The 15,940-nt window shown below is 61.6% G+C and carries 18 protein-coding genes; 4 read left to right on the top strand and 14 right to left on the bottom strand.

From position 1 onward, the window contains the following. Nucleotides 1-68: 68 nt before the first annotated feature. The 5 genes from MOQ67_RS23910 to MOQ67_RS23890 all read right to left on the bottom strand — a co-directional run bounded on the left by MOQ67_RS23910 (nt 69) and on the right by MOQ67_RS23890 (nt 3,124). Entirely contained in the window at nt 69-404 is a 336-nt protein-coding gene (locus MOQ67_RS23910) for a hypothetical protein (protein ID WP_046382401.1), read from the bottom strand. A gap of 93 nt (nt 405-497) precedes the next feature. After that, complete coding sequence (locus MOQ67_RS23905; protein WP_046382402.1) at nt 498-851, bottom strand: gamma-glutamylcyclotransferase family protein; 354 nt, start codon at nt 849-851, stop codon at nt 498-500. Between the two features lie 18 nt (nt 852-869). After that, nucleotides 870-1,529 carry a M24 family metallopeptidase gene (locus MOQ67_RS23900; protein WP_198717638.1) on the bottom strand — a complete coding sequence of 220 codons (660 nt, stop codon included), beginning with the start codon at nt 1,527-1,529 and terminating at the stop codon, nt 870-872. A 77-nt stretch (nt 1,530-1,606) separates the two neighbouring features. Further along, a complete protein-coding gene (locus MOQ67_RS23895) occupies nt 1,607-2,185 on the bottom strand; it encodes a DUF4337 domain-containing protein (protein ID WP_017848491.1) in 579 nt (192 codons plus the stop codon). Nucleotides 2,186-2,239: 54 nt separating this feature from the next. Then, nucleotides 2,240-3,124 (bottom strand): LysR family transcriptional regulator, encoded by an 885-nt coding sequence (locus MOQ67_RS23890; protein WP_046489356.1) that lies wholly within the window; start codon nt 3,122-3,124, stop codon nt 2,240-2,242. Nucleotides 3,125-3,217: 93 nt separating this feature from the next. Here MOQ67_RS23890 and MOQ67_RS23885 point away from each other — a divergent pair, with 93 nt between their 5' ends. Next, a complete protein-coding gene (locus tag MOQ67_RS23885; protein WP_198717637.1) occupies nt 3,218-4,186 on the top strand; it encodes an NAD-dependent epimerase/dehydratase family protein in 969 nt (322 codons plus the stop codon). Nucleotides 4,187-4,276: 90 nt separating this feature from the next. Continuing rightward, complete coding sequence (locus MOQ67_RS23880) at nt 4,277-4,966, top strand: HAD-IA family hydrolase (protein WP_017848488.1); 690 nt, start codon at nt 4,277-4,279, stop codon at nt 4,964-4,966. An 18-nt stretch (nt 4,967-4,984) separates the two neighbouring features. Here MOQ67_RS23880 and MOQ67_RS23875 read toward each other — a convergent pair whose 3' ends face one another. Continuing rightward, on the bottom strand, nt 4,985-5,731 hold the full coding sequence (locus MOQ67_RS23875; RefSeq protein WP_017848487.1) for a 3-oxoacyl-ACP reductase family protein: 747 nt from the start codon (nt 5,729-5,731) through the stop codon (nt 4,985-4,987). 126 nt (nt 5,732-5,857) lie between these two features. Between MOQ67_RS23875 and MOQ67_RS23870 the strand changes: the two genes are divergently transcribed. Then, nucleotides 5,858-6,781 (top strand): LysR family transcriptional regulator, encoded by a 924-nt coding sequence (locus MOQ67_RS23870; protein WP_198717636.1) that lies wholly within the window; start codon nt 5,858-5,860, stop codon nt 6,779-6,781. Nucleotides 6,782-6,796: 15 nt separating this feature from the next. Here the strand turns inward: MOQ67_RS23870 and MOQ67_RS23865 are convergent, their stop codons facing one another. From MOQ67_RS23865 to MOQ67_RS23855, 3 genes are all read right to left on the bottom strand, one after another. Then, a complete protein-coding gene (locus tag MOQ67_RS23865) occupies nt 6,797-7,519 on the bottom strand; it encodes an aspartate/glutamate racemase family protein (RefSeq protein WP_017848485.1) in 723 nt (240 codons plus the stop codon). A gap of 12 nt (nt 7,520-7,531) precedes the next feature. Continuing rightward, nucleotides 7,532-9,061, bottom strand: a complete 1,530-nt coding sequence (locus MOQ67_RS23860) for an NCS1 family nucleobase:cation symporter-1 (RefSeq protein WP_198717635.1) — start codon at nt 9,059-9,061, stop codon at nt 7,532-7,534. A 410-nt stretch (nt 9,062-9,471) separates the two neighbouring features. Beyond that, a complete protein-coding gene (locus MOQ67_RS23855; protein WP_017848483.1) occupies nt 9,472-10,206 on the bottom strand; it encodes a phosphoadenylyl-sulfate reductase in 735 nt (244 codons plus the stop codon). A 152-nt stretch (nt 10,207-10,358) separates the two neighbouring features. Here MOQ67_RS23855 and thrH point away from each other — a divergent pair, with 152 nt between their 5' ends. Further along, nucleotides 10,359-10,976 (top strand): bifunctional phosphoserine phosphatase/homoserine phosphotransferase ThrH, encoded by a 618-nt coding sequence (thrH, locus tag MOQ67_RS23850; RefSeq protein WP_017848482.1) that lies wholly within the window; start codon nt 10,359-10,361, stop codon nt 10,974-10,976. Between the two features lie 115 nt (nt 10,977-11,091). Here thrH and MOQ67_RS23845 read toward each other — a convergent pair whose 3' ends face one another. From MOQ67_RS23845 to rloB, 5 genes are all read right to left on the bottom strand, one after another. After that, nucleotides 11,092-11,448, bottom strand: coding sequence for a helix-turn-helix domain-containing protein (locus tag MOQ67_RS23845; RefSeq protein ID WP_017848481.1), 357 nt, complete (start codon nt 11,446-11,448; stop codon nt 11,092-11,094). Continuing rightward, entirely contained in the window at nt 11,448-11,750 is a 303-nt protein-coding gene (locus tag MOQ67_RS23840; RefSeq protein WP_046382411.1) for a type II toxin-antitoxin system HigB family toxin, read from the bottom strand. The genes MOQ67_RS23845 and MOQ67_RS23840 overlap by 1 nt, the downstream gene beginning before the upstream one ends. A gap of 227 nt (nt 11,751-11,977) precedes the next feature. Further along, complete coding sequence (pabB, locus tag MOQ67_RS23835; RefSeq protein ID WP_198717634.1) at nt 11,978-13,321, bottom strand: aminodeoxychorismate synthase component I; 1,344 nt, start codon at nt 13,319-13,321, stop codon at nt 11,978-11,980. A 99-nt stretch (nt 13,322-13,420) separates the two neighbouring features. Further along, complete coding sequence (locus tag MOQ67_RS23830) at nt 13,421-14,407, bottom strand: alpha-L-glutamate ligase-like protein (protein ID WP_017848478.1); 987 nt, start codon at nt 14,405-14,407, stop codon at nt 13,421-13,423. After that, nucleotides 14,407-15,939: an osmotic stress tolerance membrane protein RloB gene (gene rloB, locus MOQ67_RS23825; RefSeq protein ID WP_046382414.1), complete on the bottom strand. Its 1,533-nt coding sequence runs from the start codon at nt 15,937-15,939 to the stop codon at nt 14,407-14,409. Before rloB ends, MOQ67_RS23830 begins: the two co-directional genes overlap by 1 nt. Between the last annotated feature and the right edge of the window lies 1 nt (nt 15,940).

The following is a 15,940-nucleotide window of genomic DNA, read 5'->3' as shown; positions in this document are numbered from 1 at the left end:
TCGAAAGGTTGGCCCATGATACGTCGCTTGCTCAGGTCAAATCCCGCGCAAATAGAGCAACGTCCGGCTTAGTGTGCAGTTTTCAGCTTGACCACATCACCGGAGATCTTGGTGGTGTAACCGCTCAGCACCCAAGCCCAGAACCATTTTTCCTGGACTTCGGTATTGATCAGCGCGTCGCCACCTTTTGCCTGGATGGCAGCCGTCTGGGCGCGGACGAAACGGCTGTTCTGGCCGATCGGGATAACGCCGAACAGCATGATGCCGGTGGCGCTGGCTTCACTGTGACCCAGCACGGTGTATTGGCTGCTGTCGTATTGCGGGGATTTGATGGCGGTGCCGGTGCAGCCGGCGAGGGTGAAACCGAGAACTGCTGCTGCAACCACTTTACTGACGTACTTCACTGAGTAACTCCATGGACTGAATCCCGAGATTCAATTCTCGGGGGGCGATACTCTAAACGCTCCTGTAACAGATTGAAATCAATCGCCCGTCGTTCAGGCTTGCACATACACCCAAGCCGTGAGGCCCGATGCCAGCGCCACGCTGACCCGCTTGTAGTCGGACACTTCATACGCATCCGCCGCCGCCAACTCCTGCTCGCTAATCTGAAACACCATGCCTTCAACGCTGGCGCCTTGTTCGGTGCTCGGCGCGACGATCGGGTGGTGGGTCTTGCCACTGGTGGCCAGCACTTGCGGGTCGGTAATTTCTACCCAGTTTTTCGAGTAGCCCAACATGGCATCGTGCTGGCCTGCTAGTTCTCGGCCGAAGTTGGCGAGTTGGACGGCTTTGTCCTGCAGGGTGCCGTAGGAAAACAACAGCACGGGAAATTCGGCGTAGCGTTCCATTCTGGTTCCTTTGAACGATTAAGCGAGGAGGTCTTCATAGAATGCGCCATACGGCTTGCTCGGGTGAGCGATCTGGATCTCCAGAATCCACAACCCTGCATTCGGGTAGTGCTCGAAGTCGCCGAGGTTGCCGCCACGATGGATCGCGTGGGGAAAGTCGCTGACGCGGTGGCCCTTGATGTCGATGTTCAACTGCCAGCCCATGGCCTGGGCTTGTGCCTCGGCGTAGCGGTAGAGTTCGAGGCCGATGACCTGGTCGTTTTTCCAGCGCGCTTGCACGCGGTCGAACAGCGCTTTGGCCGCGTTGGCGCAGGCGATCATGTCCGGGTCGGTGCCGGTGCTGAAGGTAGCCCCCGCGTCGCCTTCGTGACCTTGCCAGACGGCGCCCATGTCGATGAAGAAAATGTCGTTTTCACCCAGTACCGGGTCGCCGTCGGAGCGTTGCTTGAAGGTCTTGAGGGTATTGGCGCCGAAGCGCACCAGCAGCGGGTGCCAGATGCGCTGCATGTCGAGGTCGGCGAGGACGTGTTTGCCCAACTCGCGCGCTTCGGATTCGAGCATGCCGGGGCGGATGCGTTGGGCCAGTTGTTCGATGGCCTGCCAGGTCATGGCCTGGGCATAGCGCATGGATTCGATGCTGTAGGCGGCGCCCACGGCTTCTTTGGGTTGTGCGGACACCGGTATCTCCTTGTGCGGTGGCTAGCGTTATGCAGTTTACTATATAGCGACAGGTGTTGGGCGCCCAAGCGAAATTATCAGAAATGCAACCCCGCCAGGCCACCCAGCACCAAGGCCACACCGCCTGCCGTATACGACAGGCGCTTCAACCATTCCTTGCGCGTCAACAACGTGATCGCCGCCAACGAAATCGCGATCTGAATCGCCGTCATTGCCTGGGCCCAGCGGTGATGCTGGTGCAGGGCTTCTTCGGATTTCTGATCCCATTCCCGTGAGGTTGCCTCCAGCTTTTCGGCCTGTTTGCGCACGTCTTCCTTCTGGCCCTTGTAGCGCTCGCTCTCATCCTTGTAATGCGCGGCGTCCACACCGGGAATATGGGTAGCCAGTTCCGCCAGGTTTTGCCGGCTGGATTTGGCCTGGTAGTAGTTCCACTGGTTGGCGGCTTCGGTCTTGAAAATGGCAGCGTTGTTCTTGTCCATCGCCGCTTCGCTTTCGGTGGAGCCGGCCTGGTAGCTGAGCATGGCGCCAAGGGTGGCCATCAGCGCGGTCATCACGGCAATGCGGCTGGCGAAATTGTCGCCGCGCGCGTGGGCATGTTCGGTGGTGTGTTCGATGTGTTTTTCGTGGGGGCTGGGGACTTCGAAGGCTTCGGTCATGGCGGCGGCTGTGAAGGGATTGAGGAATTTTCATTGTTCCTCAGCGAAGCTGTCTCAATCCTGTATGTAACGTTGCAAACCCGCCACCAGCGCATCGAACGTCGCCCGGCAGCGCGGGCTGTTGCGCAGGTCTTCGTGCATGGTGACCCAGGTGTCGAGTTTGAGCGCGAATGCCTCCGGCAGCACCCGACGCAGGCGCGTGTCTTGTTGGGCCAGCTTGACCTGGCATCCGCCGATGCCGGCGCCGGCACGGATCAGCGCCAGTTGCGCCAGGTCGCTGTCGCTGCTGAGGGCGAAGGTGCCGCGCTCGAAGCCTTTGACGGCCAGGCTGCGGATAAACGCGTTTTCCCGGTCGTAGCCGATCACCGCGTGGTCGGTCAGGTCTTTCAACTCTTGCGGCGTACCGTGCTGGTGCAGGTAATCGTCGCGGGCATGCAGGCCGACTTCGATCAGGCCGATGCGCTGTGCCAGCAATTGCTCCTGGCTGGGGCGGACCATCCGCACGGCGATGTCGGCTTCCAATTGCAGCAGGTCGCTCAGGCGGTTGGTCAGGACCAGTTCGACCTTGAGCTGAGGATGCTGTTGGCGCAACCGCGTGATGATCGGCGGCAGTACTTCCACGCCGACCACTTCACTGGCGGAGACACGCACCACGCCGCGCACTTCGTCGCCCTGGGAGGAGGCGCTGCGTTCCAGGGCGGCGGCCATGCGCTCCATGGTCTCGGCGTGGGCCCTCATGGTGTGAGCCACTGCCGTCGGCAGCAGGCCGGTGGGGGAGCGAGTGAACAGCACCACGCCCAGGGCCGTTTCCAGCGCGGCAATGTGCCGACCGACGGTGGGCTGTGTGATGCCGAGCTGCCGTGCGGCCCCCGACAGCGATCCTTCCTTGAGTACGCCAAGAAACGATCGGTAAAGCTCCCAACCAATGTTCAACGCCATGCGTAAATGTATAGCGTCTGGATGGTCTTCGGCAATTCCTCTATAGCCAGGCTACGAACAGAATGGCCGCTCCAACCAATGTGGGAGCGGGTGATGAGCAAGGTACTGGTATTGGGTGCAACCGGCGGTATCGGCGGCGAAGTGGCGCGACAGTTGAGCGTGGCGGGCTGGCAGGTGTGTGCGTTGACCCGGGATGTCGCCAAGGCCCGTAGCCAGAATGCCGCCTATACCTGGCTCAAAGGCGATGCGCTCAATCGCCAGGACGTCATCGCTGCCGCCCGTGGCTGCGCGGTGATCGTCCATGGGGTGAATCCGCCGGGCTATCGCAATTGGGCCGAGCAGGTGCTGCCGATGATCGACAACACCATTGCAGCCGCCATCGCCGAGCGCGCGACCATCGTGTTGCCCGGCACGGTCTACAACTTCGGGCCGGATGCGTTCCCGGTGCTTTCCGAAGACTCACCCCAGCACCCGCTGACCCGCAAGGGCGCGATACGTGTGCAACTGGAGCAGCGCTTGCTTCAGTCTTCCCGCGAGGGCGCTCGTGTAGTGATCGTGCGTGCCGGGGATTTTTTCGGCGCCGGAGCGGCCAACAACTGGTTCTCCCAAGGCCTGGTCAAACCCGGTAAACCGGTGCGCGCGGTCAGCGCCCCAGGTGCGCCAGGCGTCGCCCACCAATGGGCCTACCTGCCAGATGTGGCGCGCACCATGCTCGAGTTGATTGAGCGCCGCGCCGCCCTCGACGCCTTTGCCTGCTTTCATATGGCCGGGCACGTGGACAGTGATGGCACGCAGATGAGCCAGGCGATCCAGCGCGTAGTGTTACGCAGGACGGGCCTGCAACCGCGTGTAGGCGTATTTCCCTGGTGGCTGTTGAAGTTGGCTGCGCCGTTTGTCGTGACCTTTCGCGAGATACAGGAGATGCGTTATCTGTGGCAAACCCCGTTGCGTATGGATAACCAACGCTTGCTTGCGGCCCTGGGCCACGAACCCCATACGCCGTTGGAGCACGCGGTGGAGGCCGCATTGACCCGCCTGGGCTGCCTGCCCACGCCGGCCTGATCAGGCGCACAGCCTAAAAGGTTGCCTGCCGACAAGCGGGGCCGTTATTGTGCTGAATCCTTTTAGTCCTACCTCCAGGGTTTCGTCACGATGAATGCACCGCGTAGCGCAGTCGGTCCGATCAAGGCCGTGATTTTCGATATGGACGGCTTGTTGCTGGATACCGAAGGCATCTACACCGAAGTGACGCAGATCATCGCCGAACGCTTCGGGCGTACCTATGACTGGGGGATCAAACAGCACATCATCGGGCGCGGGGCCCAGGACCTGGCCGACTACGTGGTCAAGGCGCTGGACCTGCCGATCACGGCGGCTGAGTTCCTCGAAATCCGTGAGCCGCTGATGAGCGAGCGTTTCCCCAGGGCGTTGGGCATGCCCGGCGCCGAAGCGTTGGTACGGCACCTGAACGCGCACAATATTCCGATTGCGGTGGGCACCAGTTCGTCGCGCAACTCCTTTGGCCACAAGACCACGCTGCACCGCGAATGGTTTGGCCTGTTCGGCACCATCGTCACGGCTGACGACCCGGAAGTCGGTGCCGCCAAGCCCGCGCCGGACATCTTCCTCACCGCCGCGCGGCGCCTGGGCATCGCGCCGCAAGATTGCCTGGTGTTTGAAGACTCGCCGTTCGGCGTCACCGCAGCAAAGGCGGCCCGGATGACCGCCATCGCCGTGCCCGACGAAGCCATGGCCGACAGCAAGTACCACCACGCCGACCAGATCATCCGCAAACTCGCGGACTTCGACCTCGCCGCCTACGGCCTGCCGCCCATGTCCTGACCCGGCGCCTACAGGCGGTTATGCGCTGAAGCCACCGTCGATGGTCAGGCTGGCCCCGGTGATGTAACCCGCTTCCGGCCCGGCCAGGTAGGCCACAAAGCTGGCGATCTCCTCGACATGGCCATAACGGCCCACCGCCATCAACCCGATCAGGCTCTCGGCGAACTCACTGTTCGCCGGGTTCATGTCGGTGTCCACCGGCCCTGGCTGCACGTTGTTAATGGTGATGCCACGCGGCCCCAGGTCCCGCGCCAGGCCCTTGGTCAGGCCGACCAGCGCCGCCTTGCTCATCGCATACGGCCCGCCGCCGCCAAAGGGCATGCGTTCGGCGTTGGTGCTGCCGATGTTGATCACGCGGCCGCCTTCGCCCATGTGCTTGGCCGCTTCCTGAGTGGCGATGAATACGCTGCGCACGTTGATTGCCAGGGTCTGGTCGAAGTCCTCCAGTTTGAAGTCTTCCAGCGGCGCGATGGCCAGCACGCCGGCGTTGTTCACCAGGATATCCAGGCGCCCAAAGGCTTGGACCGTGGCGTTGACGGCGTTGCGAATCGCCGTGGCATCGGCGCTGTCGGCCTGAATCGCCAGGGCTTTGCCGCCGGCGCTGATCACGCTGTTCTGCAGTTCTGCGGCCTTGGCGGCGGAACTGACGTAGGTAAAGGCGACGGCCGCACCTTGCGCCGCAAGACGCTTGACGATGGCGGCGCCGATGCCGCGTGAACCGCCTTGAATCAAGGCGACTTTGCCGCTGAGGTTCTGGGTAGTCATGTTGATCTCCTCACTGTTCAAGGCGGGATGCCTTGTGGATGCAGCCGAGTATCGACCTCACCCGCCGCTGTCGGTAGACCCGGATTGCTATAGTCTGTGTAAACCAAAAGTTTAGAGTGGGCGGATATGGAGAGCTTCGGCAGTATCGAATGCTTTGTGCGCAGCGCCGAAGGCGGCAGCTTTGCCGAAGCGGCCCGGCGCTTGAGCCTGACCCCGGCGGCGGTGGGCAAAAGTGTCGCCAAGCTGGAAGCGCGCCTGGGGGTGCGGCTGTTCCAGCGCAGCACCCGGCGCCTGACCCTGACCGAAGCCGGCAAGCGGTTCCTCGCCGAAGTCAGCGACAGCCTGATCACCATTCAGAACGCCGTGGCCAACCTGGCCAGCGCCGAGGGGCGTCCGGTGGGGACGCTCAAAGTCAGCATGGGCACGGTGTTCGGTAATAGTTATGTCATGCCGTTGCTGGGGGAATTCGTCCGGCGTTTTCCGGATATCAGCCCGGATTGGCATTTTGACAACCGCCAGGTCGACCTGATCGGCCAGGGCTTCGATGCGGCCATCGGCGGTGGTTTTGAGCTGCCCCAGGGCGTGGTTGCACGCAAGCTGACGCCCGCGCACCGGGTGTTGGTGGCGTCAGCGGATTACCTGGCGCAACGCCCGCCGGTACTGGCGCCCGAGGATTTGGCGCGCTGCCTGGGCATCCTGATCCGCTCCCCGCAAACCGGCCGCGTGCGCTCCTGGCAACTGACCAGCCGCGAGCGCGAACAGCGTCCGTTGGCGCTCAAGCCGCGCATGACCCTGAGCGACTCGGAGGCCGCCTGTTGCGCGAGCGCCCAGGGGATGGGCATTGCGCTGGTGAGCATGCCGATGGCAGTGCCGTTCCTCGACAGTGGCGCGGTGGTGCGGGTGCTGCCCGACTGGTACGTCGACGACGGCAACATCTCCCTCTACTACGCCGAACACAAACTGCTGCCCGGCAAGACCCGGGCGTTTGTCGACTTCATCCTCGAGCAGTTTTTAATCGCGGGACTGGCGCAGCGCTTCAGCGCGATTTGATCGCCGCGACCTGTTCTATCGGCTGCGCGGCCAGCCGATGACAGTCTTCGGCCGCGGGGTGGCGTAGGTCCTGACCTTCGACGTCGACAACCCCAATCGCACCAACCCTTCGGCAATCGTCACCGCCGCCGTTACCCCGTCCACCACCGGCACCCCGGTGCGCTGGCGAATGCGTTCGTCCAGCCCGGCCATGCCGCCGCATCCCAGGCAGATCACCTCGGCCTTGTCCTCGCGGATCGCCAGTTCCGCCTGCCGCACGATGGCTTCCATGGCCGCCAGCGGGTGTTCTTCCAGCTCCAGCACCGCCATGCCGCTGGCGCGCACCGAGGCGCAGCGTTGATACAGGCCGGCGAGTTTCAGGCGGTCCTCGATCAGCGGCACCGTGCGGTCCAGGGTGGTCACCACCGAGTAGGCGTGGCCGAGGAACATCGCGGTGGTGGCTGCCGCTTCGGTGATGTCCACTACCGGCACATTCAACAATTCCTGTAGGCCTTCGCGCCCATGTTCGCCATACCCGGCCTGGATCACCGCATCGAACGGCTGGTCGTAGGCCATCACGCGGTCCATCACCGCGATGGCCGCCAGGTAGCTCTCAAAATTGCCTTCCACCGATTCGGCGCCGAAGTACGGCGTGAGCCCGACAATCTCGGTGCCCGGCGAGGCCACGGACCGCGCTTGCTCGGCGATGGTCTGGGTGATGGATTCGGTGGTGTTGACGTTGACCACGAGGATACGCATGGAATGTCCTTTTTAATGACTGACGTTATCGACTGCAATGCTTTCACCGCTGACATCAGCGTAGAACGCTTGGCGCTTGGCGATCAGCCGGTACAACAGCCCTGCAATACCGGCGCCAAACAACCAGGAAAACGGCGAGACACTGGCAAACCCCGGCAACAGCGCCAGCAGGATGGCGATCACCGCCGCAGGAATAAATGCCGCCACCGCGCGCATATTCACGCCACGGCTGTAGTAATAAACGCCATTCGGGTCTTCGCTGTACAGTTGCGGCACGTCGACCTGGCTTTTACGGATCAGCCAGTAATCGACCATGATCACCCCGTACAACGGCCCGAGCAGCGCGCCCAGGCCGGAAAGGAAATACACGATCACCAGCGGGCTGTTGTAGAGGTTCCACGGCAGGATCAGCACCGCCACGGCAGCGCTGATCAACCCGGCGCGGCGGAAGTTCAGGTACTTGGGCGCCAGGTTGCTCAGCACAAAGGCCGGGGCGACGAAGTTGGCCATGATGTTCACCGCCACGGTGACGATCAGGAACGCCAGGCAGCCGAGTACCAGGAAGAACGTATTGGGGATCGCCGCGATGATCTCGGTCGGGCTTTCGATCATCCGGCCATTGAGCTGGAACTGCCCGCCGCAGAGCAGCACGGTGATGGCGGCGAACACCAGGATGTTCACCGGCAGGCCCCAGAAGTTGCCGACCTGGATGGTCCTGCGGCACGGCGAAGAGCGCGCGAAGTCGCAGAAGTTGAGGATCAACGTACCGTAGATCGCCAGCCACAGCGCGCCGCCGGCAAAGATATTGCGCCACATCTCGCCACCGGTGAGCGGCTCGCGGATCGACCAGGCGATGTGGCCGTCGGCCTGGAAGTACATCCAACCGGCCAGCGAAGCGACGGTCAGCAAAATCACCGGCCCGGCGAAGCCTTCGTAGCGACGCACGGTCTCCATGCCGTAGGCCAGGATCACCAGTTGCACGAACCAGATCGTCACAAAGCACGCCCAGCCCAGGCTCGACAGGCCCAGGATCGAGTTGTGGTCATAGTCGGCAAACCCCGGATGAATCGCCGTCAGCAATACTCGGAACACCACCGAGGCCAGGTAGGTCTGGATACCAAACCAGGCAATCGCAATAACCGCACGGATCAAGGCCGGAATCTGGGCGCCGTGAATGCCGAAGCTGATGCGGCTGATCACCGGAAACGGCACCCCGGTCTTCTGCCCCATATAACCCGACAAGTTCATGAAGAAGTACACCAGCGCCGCGCCGATCCCCAGGGATAACAGAATCTGCCAGCCACCCAGGCCCAGCGCATATAAGCCAATGGCGAACGAGTAATTGGCGATGTTGTGTACGTCGTTGGTCCATAACGCAAAGATGCTGTAGCGCCCCCAGCGTCGGCCTTCGACCTTGGTCGGCGCCAGGTCCCGGTTGTGCAGGCGCGGGCTGAGTACCAGCGGGCCGGGGCTCGCGGCCTCGGGGTTGAGGGCGGAGGAGGGCAGATCCAGTGCGAGGGTGTTCGAGAGGCGTGTACGCATTCCGGCAGGCTCCAGCACTGCTGCAGCAAAGCCGCAGCGGGAAAGTGTATGTATGTTTTGTATTTATTGTATACAAAGCGTACTTCACCTTAAGCCACATACGTGCCAGTTTTCGATCTATGAAAACCTTGGTTAATTTCGTTTTTATAGGTTCTATAAATAACTGACTGAATTCAAAGCGATATAAATTGACCGTTTGAACAGGTATTTATTTTTGACGGGGCAGAACCTCTGTTTAGAGGATAAACAGCGGCAGAGAGGAGATGTTACGTTTTGGTGCGAAGGTCGGTGGATTGCACACATAAATGGCACCGATGGTTACATTTGTGTGTACATTTTTACGCTCGGCACAAAACAAATGTGGGAGGGGGCTTGCTCCCCCCCTCCCACATGGTTGACTGCGTCAGCGCTTAGGCCTTGCTGATGAGATTCCCGGCATGCAGCCCGCATTCCTTCTGCGTGGCTTCTTCCCACCACCAGCGGCCTTCGCGCTCGTGTTGGTTTGGCAACACCGGGCGGGTGCAGGGCTCGCAGCCGATGCTGATAAAACCGCGCTCGTGCAGGCTGTTGTACGGCAGCTCCAGCATGCGGATGTAACTCCAGATCTCTTCACTGGTCATCTGCGCCAGTGGGTTGAACTTGTACAGGGTGCGTTCCGGGGTGGAGAAGGCCGTGTCGATTTCCAGCGCCGCCACTTGGCTGCGGGTGCCGGGGCTCTGATCGCGGCGCTGGCCGGTAGCCCAGGCGCGCACGCCGGAGAGCTTGCGGCGCAGCGGCTCGATCTTGCGCACACCGCAGCATTCGCCATGGCCGTCTTTGTAGAAGCTGAACAAGCCTTTCTCTTTGACGAAGGGTTCCAGTTTGCTCTGGTCCGGCGAGATCAGCTCGATGTCGATCTTGTAGAACTCGCGCACCTGTTCGATGAAACGGTAGGTCTCCGGGTGCAGGCGGCCGGTGTCGAGGCTGAACACCTTGACGTTCTTGTTCAGCTTCCAGGCCATGTCCACCAGCACCACATCCTCTGCACCGCTGAAGGAAATCCACAGGTCATCGCCGAACTGGCTGAACGCCAGCTTGAGAATGTCCTGGGCAGATTTGTTGGCATAGGTCGTGGCGAGTTCAACGACATCGAAGGCTTGGTTCATCAGGACGGTTCCTACAGGTCAGTGGCGCTGAGCGCTCTATAGGAGAGTGATGGTATCAAAATCCGCCCTGCGTTGCGGCCGCCGCCTTGAATCGCTAGAGTTCGGCAGTCTTTTTGCTCGCTCGACTTGAACAATACAAATAGGAGTGTCTCGTGGAAATTGCCTGTCTCGACCTGGAAGGGGTATTGGTTCCGGAAATCTGGATCGCCTTCGCCGAAAAAACCGGTATTGAATCCCTGCGGGCGACCACCCGGGACATTCCCGACTACGATGTGCTGATGAAGCAACGCCTGCGCATCCTCGACGAACACGGGCTCAAGCTCGCCGATATCCAGGAAGTGATCGCTACCCTCAAGCCGCTGGACGGTGCCATCGAGTTCGTCAACTGGCTGCGCGAGCGCTTCCAGGTGGTGATTCTGTCGGACACCTTCTACGAATTCTCCCAGCCGCTGATGCGTCAGCTGGGGTTCCCGACCCTGTTGTGCCACCGCCTGATCACTGACGAAACCGACCGCGTGGTCAGTTACCAACTGCGCCAGAAAGACCCCAAGCGCCAGTCGGTGCTGTCGTTCAAGAGCCTGTACTACCGCGTGATCGCTGCCGGCGATTCGTACAACGATACCAGCATGCTGGGCGAGGCCGACCGCGGGATTCTGTTCCATGCGCCGGAAAATGTGATCCGCGAGTTCCCGCAGTTCCCGGCGGTGCATACGTTTGAAGAGCTGAAGAACGAGTTCATCAAGGCTTCGAACCGGCCGTTGAGCCTGTAAGTCGTTCCGCGCAGTTGGCGGCCCCATCGCGAGCAAGCCCGCTCCCACATTCGACCGCGTTTATCCTCTGGAAGCGCGGTCGAATGTGGGCGCGGGCCTACAGCCGCCTGAGTTCTTAAGCCCCTGCCAGCAACCGCTCATACGGGATGCTCAAGCCTTCATGCAGGCGCTTGATCATCGACAGGCTCAGCTTGCGCTTGCGGTTGAGCACTTCGGACACCCGGCCGCTGGTGCCGATGAAGGCCTCCAGGTCGCGCGCCGTCATGCCGAGTTGCTCCATGCGAAAGCGGATGGCTTCCACCGGGTCCGACGGCGGCATCGGATAATGTTCGGCCTCGTACTTTTCAATGAGGACCGCAAGAATTTCCAGCTCATCGCCCTCAGGCGAGCCGATTGGCGCTTCCCATATCTGTTCGACGCGTGCGAGCGCGGCGGTGAGGTCTTCTTGGGAATGTATGGGTTTGATGTTCATCACACGGTCTCCGCGTTGATCTGATCGTACTGTGCGTGGGTTCCCACGAAACGTATGAACCCAAGCTGACGCTGATAATTGATCGCCATGATCACTCGATACCGGTTGCCGCCCACGTTGAATACAACCCTGCTGCCTTTGAGGATGCTCGCGGTTCCGAGCTCCGCCTTGAGCGCTTGCGGCGTTGGGTATGCAGCCTTCTCCATATGGCGATACAACTCGACCAGCGGTGTTTTGGCGTCGATACAAGCTGGGTGGCTCTCCCAGAAGAGACGTAAGGTCGAGAACGCGATTATCCGCATGATCCTAACCTCCCAATTTGGGAGATGTTAGGCTCTGGCAAGTGCAGATGCAATCTTGGAAATATTTTCTGACGAGTAAGCAATCGCTTCATGTGATCCTTCACAGATGGCGGGTGGACGGTCGAAACCGGACGCTATCCTCCGATTCACAGGCCGTCCACAGCGGTTCTGATTCAGGTTTTTTCCGCGGCCGGGCGTTGCCTCCCAACGCCAGGAAGGGCGCTGCGTTACAGGCTTTCCAGGGTTTGTAACAATACCCGCACCTTGGTCAGCGACTCCTGATATTCCGCCTGCCATTGCGAGTCGGCGACGATCCCGCCGCCGCCCCAGCAGCACACCTGGCCGTCCTTGACCAGCAGGCTGCGGATGGCGATGGAACTGTCCATCTCGCCACGCACGTCCAGGTACACCAGCGAGCCGCAGTACAGCCCGCGGCGGGTTGGCTCCAGTTCGTCGATGATCTGCATTGCGCGGATCTTCGGTGCGCCGGTGATGGAGCCACCAGGGAAGCTGCCGGCGATCAGATCCAGAGCGTCCTTGTCGTCGGCCAATTCGCCGGTGACGCTGCTGACCAAGTGATGCACGTTGGGGTAGCTTTCCAGGCTGAACAACTCCGGCACTTTCACCGAGCCGGTGCGGCAGGTGCGCCCGAGGTCGTTGCGCAACAGATCGACGATCATCAGGTTCTCGGCACGATCCTTGGGGCTGGCCAGCAGTTCGGCGGCGTTGGCGGCGTCTTCTTCAGGCGTCAGGCCGCGCGGGCGGGTGCCTTTGATCGGGCGGGTTTCGACCTGGCGCTGGCTGATCCTGACGAAACGTTCCGGCGACAGGCTCAGTACCGCGCCGTCATCCGGCAGGCTCTGGAACCCGGAAAATGGCGTCGGGCAGGCTTCGCGCAAGGCGCAGTAGGCCGCCCACGGATCGCCGCTGCACGCTGCGCGAAAGCGCTGGGTGAAGTTGACCTGGTAGCAGTCGCCCGCGCGGATATAGTCGTGGATGCGGGCGATGGCCTGGGCGTAGGTCTGGGCGCTGATGTCGGGGGTCATGGGGCCGTGGAGCTTGAAGTCGGCGGCTATCTCGGCGGCTGGCTGGCTGAACAGCTTGATCAGTCGCTGCCGCTCGCCATCGGCCAGTGTCGGGTGAAACACCAACTGGCTGGTCTGCGCCTGGTGATCGCTGACCAGGGCCCAGGCGTACAGCCCAAAACGTGCGTCCGGCAGGTGCAGATCGTCCACCGCGCGGTGCGGCAACTGTTCCAGGTGCCGGCCGAAATCGTAGCTCAGGTAACCGATCAGGCCGCCGACGAACGGTAACTCGTAGCCGGCCGGCAATGCCGCCTCACCCAACTGTGTAAGGTTTTCCCGCAGGCGTTGCAGGAACTCGCTGCCGCTCTCGTCAGACTGCACCGCCAACGTCGCTTCGGGCCAGGCGCTGAGCAGGTCATAACGGCCCCGCTCGGCGGTCGGGCGGCCGCTGTCCAATAGCACCGCGCCGGGGGCATGGCGAATCGCCGCAAAATACTCGGCGGGGTTGGCCCGGTAGGGCAGTGGGTGTACGGAACAGGTCGACATGCGGGGTGGATCAGCTGATGGCGTGGGGGAGGGGATTGTAGACCCCCGTAGGATTTGGTCCTAGGGGGGATGTCGGGGATAGACAGATCGAAGGCCGGCTCAGCCTTCGACGGCGGGGATGTGCCCGAACATGGCCTGCACGAATTTCACCCGTTCTTCCGGCGTTTCCGTCACGCCAGCAGCTTTCAGGGTTTCCAGTCGTGCCTCGACCGCATGGGTGCGCAGGGTCAGGCCGCAGTCGTTGGCGATCTGGATATTCAGCCCCGGCCGCGCATTCAGTTCGAGGATCAGTGGGCCTTTTTCCTGGTCCAGCACCATGTCCACGCCGATGTAGCCCAGCCCGCACAGCTCATAGCAGCCGGCGGCGAGCTTCATGAAACCGTCCCAGTTGGGCAGTTGCACGCCATCCACCGCGTTGGTGGTGTCAGGGTGTTTGGTGATGATGTTGTTCAGCCAGGTGCCGCGCAGGGTCAGGCCGGTGGCCAGGTCGACGCCCACGCCGATCGCGCCCTGGTGCAGGTTGGCCTTGCCGCCGGACTGGCGGGTCGGCAAGCGCAGCATGGCCATCACCGGGTAGCCCATCAGCACGATGATGCGGATATCCGGCACGCCTTCGTAGCTGATGCTCTTGAAAATCTGGTCGGGCACCACGCGGTACTCGATCAGCGCGCGGTCGCGGTGGCCGCCCAGGGAGTACAGGCCGGTGAGGATGCTGGAAATCTGATGCTCGATTTCCTCATGGCTGATGATCTTGCCGGAGACCGTGCGATAACGCTCCTCAAAGCGGTCGGCGATGACGAGGATGCCGTCACCGCCAGCGCCCTGGGCCGGTTTGATCACGAAGTCGCTGCGCCCTTGGATGATCTCGTCGAGCTTGTCGATTTCCTTCTCGGTGGAAATCACCCCGTACATTTCCGGCACATGGATGCCAGCCGCCAGCGCGCGTTCCTTGGTGATGATCTTGTCATCCACGATCGGGTACAGGCTGCGCTTGTTGTACTTGAGCACGTAGTCCGCATTACGCCGGTTGATGCCCATGATGCCCCGTGCTTCCAGGGCCTTCCAGGTCTTCCAGAAGCCGAACATTACGAGTCAGCCTTGAGGAAGGCCTTGAAGCGCACCAGCTCGGTCAGGCGGTAGCCGCGATAACGCCCCATGGCCAGCATGAAGCCCACCAGGATCAGCAGGATCGCCGGGAAGGTGAACACAAAGTAGACCAGCTCCGGTACGCTCATGATCAGGTGCGCCAGGGACGCCGCGAACAGCGTGCCGATCGCCACTTTCAGCGCATGGCTGGCGCCGCGTTCTTCCCAGGTGATCGACAGGCGTTCGATGGTCATGGTCAGAATCACCATCGGGAACAGCGCCACCGACAGCCCGCGCTCCAGCCCCAGTTTATGGCTGAACAGGCTGATGGCCGCGATCAGCACCACCACGAAGGTCAGCACCACCGACAGCCTCGGCAGCATCTGCAACTTCAGGTGTTCCAGGTACGAGCGCAGCGACAAGCCCAGCGCGGTGATGATCGTAAACAGCACAATCCCGAAGCCCAGCTGAGTCTCGCGGAACGCCAGGGCGATCAGCACCGGGGTAAACGTGCCCAGGGTCTGCAGGCCGATCAGGTTGCGTAGGATCAGGATCACCAGCACGCCGATCGGGATCATCACCATGATCATGAAGGTCTGCTGGGTTTGCAGCGGCAGGCCGTACAGCGAGTATTCGAGGAAGTTGGCGTCGGTGTTTTCGTCAGTCAGCTTGGCCAGGCGGATCGCGTTCATTTCGCTGTTGTTCAGGCTGAAGGTGACCATGGCTTTCTTGCCGCCATCGACGGTGATCAGGTTTTCATCGCCGGTCCACCACAACAGGCGGTCGGCGGGCAGGCCTGGTTCGCCGGTTTCCGGGTTGAAGTACAGCCAGTCATTGCCATTGAAGCTGCGCAGCCACAGTTCCGGGGTTTGCGGCTGGTCGGCGACGAGGCGGATGGTGTGGACCTTTTCCACCGGCACGTGGGCGATGGACAGCAGCAGTTCGACGATCTTGGCCTTGTGCGGTGTCGAGGGGTCGCCCGCCAGCAGCAGCTTGACGTTGTCGTCGTTGAGGTTGTTGGTGCGCTTGATGGCTTCGGTAATAAAGGTTTCCACATCGGCCGAGTGCTGGCGGATCGGCGCGAGCAGGGCTTCGGCGGCGATTTTTTCCGGGCCTTCCACGGCGATGCTGTCGCGGAAGGTCGGGCCCTTGATCTTGACCTTTTCACCGCTGTAACGCTTGGTCAGCACCAGGCGGTAATACAGGGTCTGCTTGCCCTTGGCCCGGCGCGCCGACCAGGTGACCTTGCGGTTGCCATCGATGCGGTTGACGCTGACCCCGTAGTTATTCGAGATGAAACTCTCATTGAGGCTGACGAAGTCGCGGCTCAGGGGCGGCACGAACATCTGGATCTTCACCGGGTCTTTCGGGTTGGCGACGAACTCGACCTTGGCGTCGATGTTCCACAAGTCGTCGGTGGCGTCCTCGGTGACGGGAATGCCCAGCACGAAGATCTGGTAGGCGGTGACCGAAATACCCAGCACCACCAGGAGGGTGATGAGGATTTTCAGGTGCAGGGTCAGAGAGCGCATT

It is taken from the genome of Pseudomonas sp. LY-1, from assembly GCF_053502595.1.
Note: the sequence above shows the minus strand (reverse complement) of the source record. Positions and strands in the feature narration are given on the sequence as shown.

Coding starts and splice junctions, on each gene's coding strand:
- MOQ67_RS23905 (WP_046382402.1), bottom strand. CDS start 851: ATGGAACGCTACGCCGAATTTCCCGTGCTGTTGTTTTCCTACGGCACC.
- MOQ67_RS23895 (WP_017848491.1), bottom strand. CDS start 2,185: ATGACCGAAGCCTTCGAAGTCCCCAGCCCCCACGAAAAACACATCGAA.
- MOQ67_RS23890 (WP_046489356.1), bottom strand. CDS start 3,124: ATGGCGTTGAACATTGGTTGGGAGCTTTACCGATCGTTTCTTGGCGTA.
- MOQ67_RS23885 (WP_198717637.1), top strand. CDS start 3,218: ATGAGCAAGGTACTGGTATTGGGTGCAACCGGCGGTATCGGCGGCGAA.
- MOQ67_RS23880 (WP_017848488.1), top strand. CDS start 4,277: ATGAATGCACCGCGTAGCGCAGTCGGTCCGATCAAGGCCGTGATTTTC.
- MOQ67_RS23875 (WP_017848487.1), bottom strand. CDS start 5,731: ATGACTACCCAGAACCTCAGCGGCAAAGTCGCCTTGATTCAAGGCGGT.
- MOQ67_RS23870 (WP_198717636.1), top strand. CDS start 5,858: ATGGAGAGCTTCGGCAGTATCGAATGCTTTGTGCGCAGCGCCGAAGGC.
- MOQ67_RS23865 (WP_017848485.1), bottom strand. CDS start 7,519: ATGCGTATCCTCGTGGTCAACGTCAACACCACCGAATCCATCACCCAG.
- MOQ67_RS23860 (WP_198717635.1), bottom strand. CDS start 9,061: ATGCGTACACGCCTCTCGAACACCCTCGCACTGGATCTGCCCTCCTCC.
- MOQ67_RS23855 (WP_017848483.1), bottom strand. CDS start 10,206: ATGAACCAAGCCTTCGATGTCGTTGAACTCGCCACGACCTATGCCAAC.
- MOQ67_RS23845 (WP_017848481.1), bottom strand. CDS start 11,448: ATGAACATCAAACCCATACATTCCCAAGAAGACCTCACCGCCGCGCTC.
- MOQ67_RS23840 (WP_046382411.1), bottom strand. CDS start 11,750: ATGCGGATAATCGCGTTCTCGACCTTACGTCTCTTCTGGGAGAGCCAC.
- pabB (WP_198717634.1), bottom strand. CDS start 13,321: ATGTCGACCTGTTCCGTACACCCACTGCCCTACCGGGCCAACCCCGCC.
- MOQ67_RS23830 (WP_017848478.1), bottom strand. CDS start 14,407: ATGTTCGGCTTCTGGAAGACCTGGAAGGCCCTGGAAGCACGGGGCATC.
- rloB (WP_046382414.1), bottom strand. CDS start 15,939: ATGCGCTCTCTGACCCTGCACCTGAAAATCCTCATCACCCTCCTGGTG.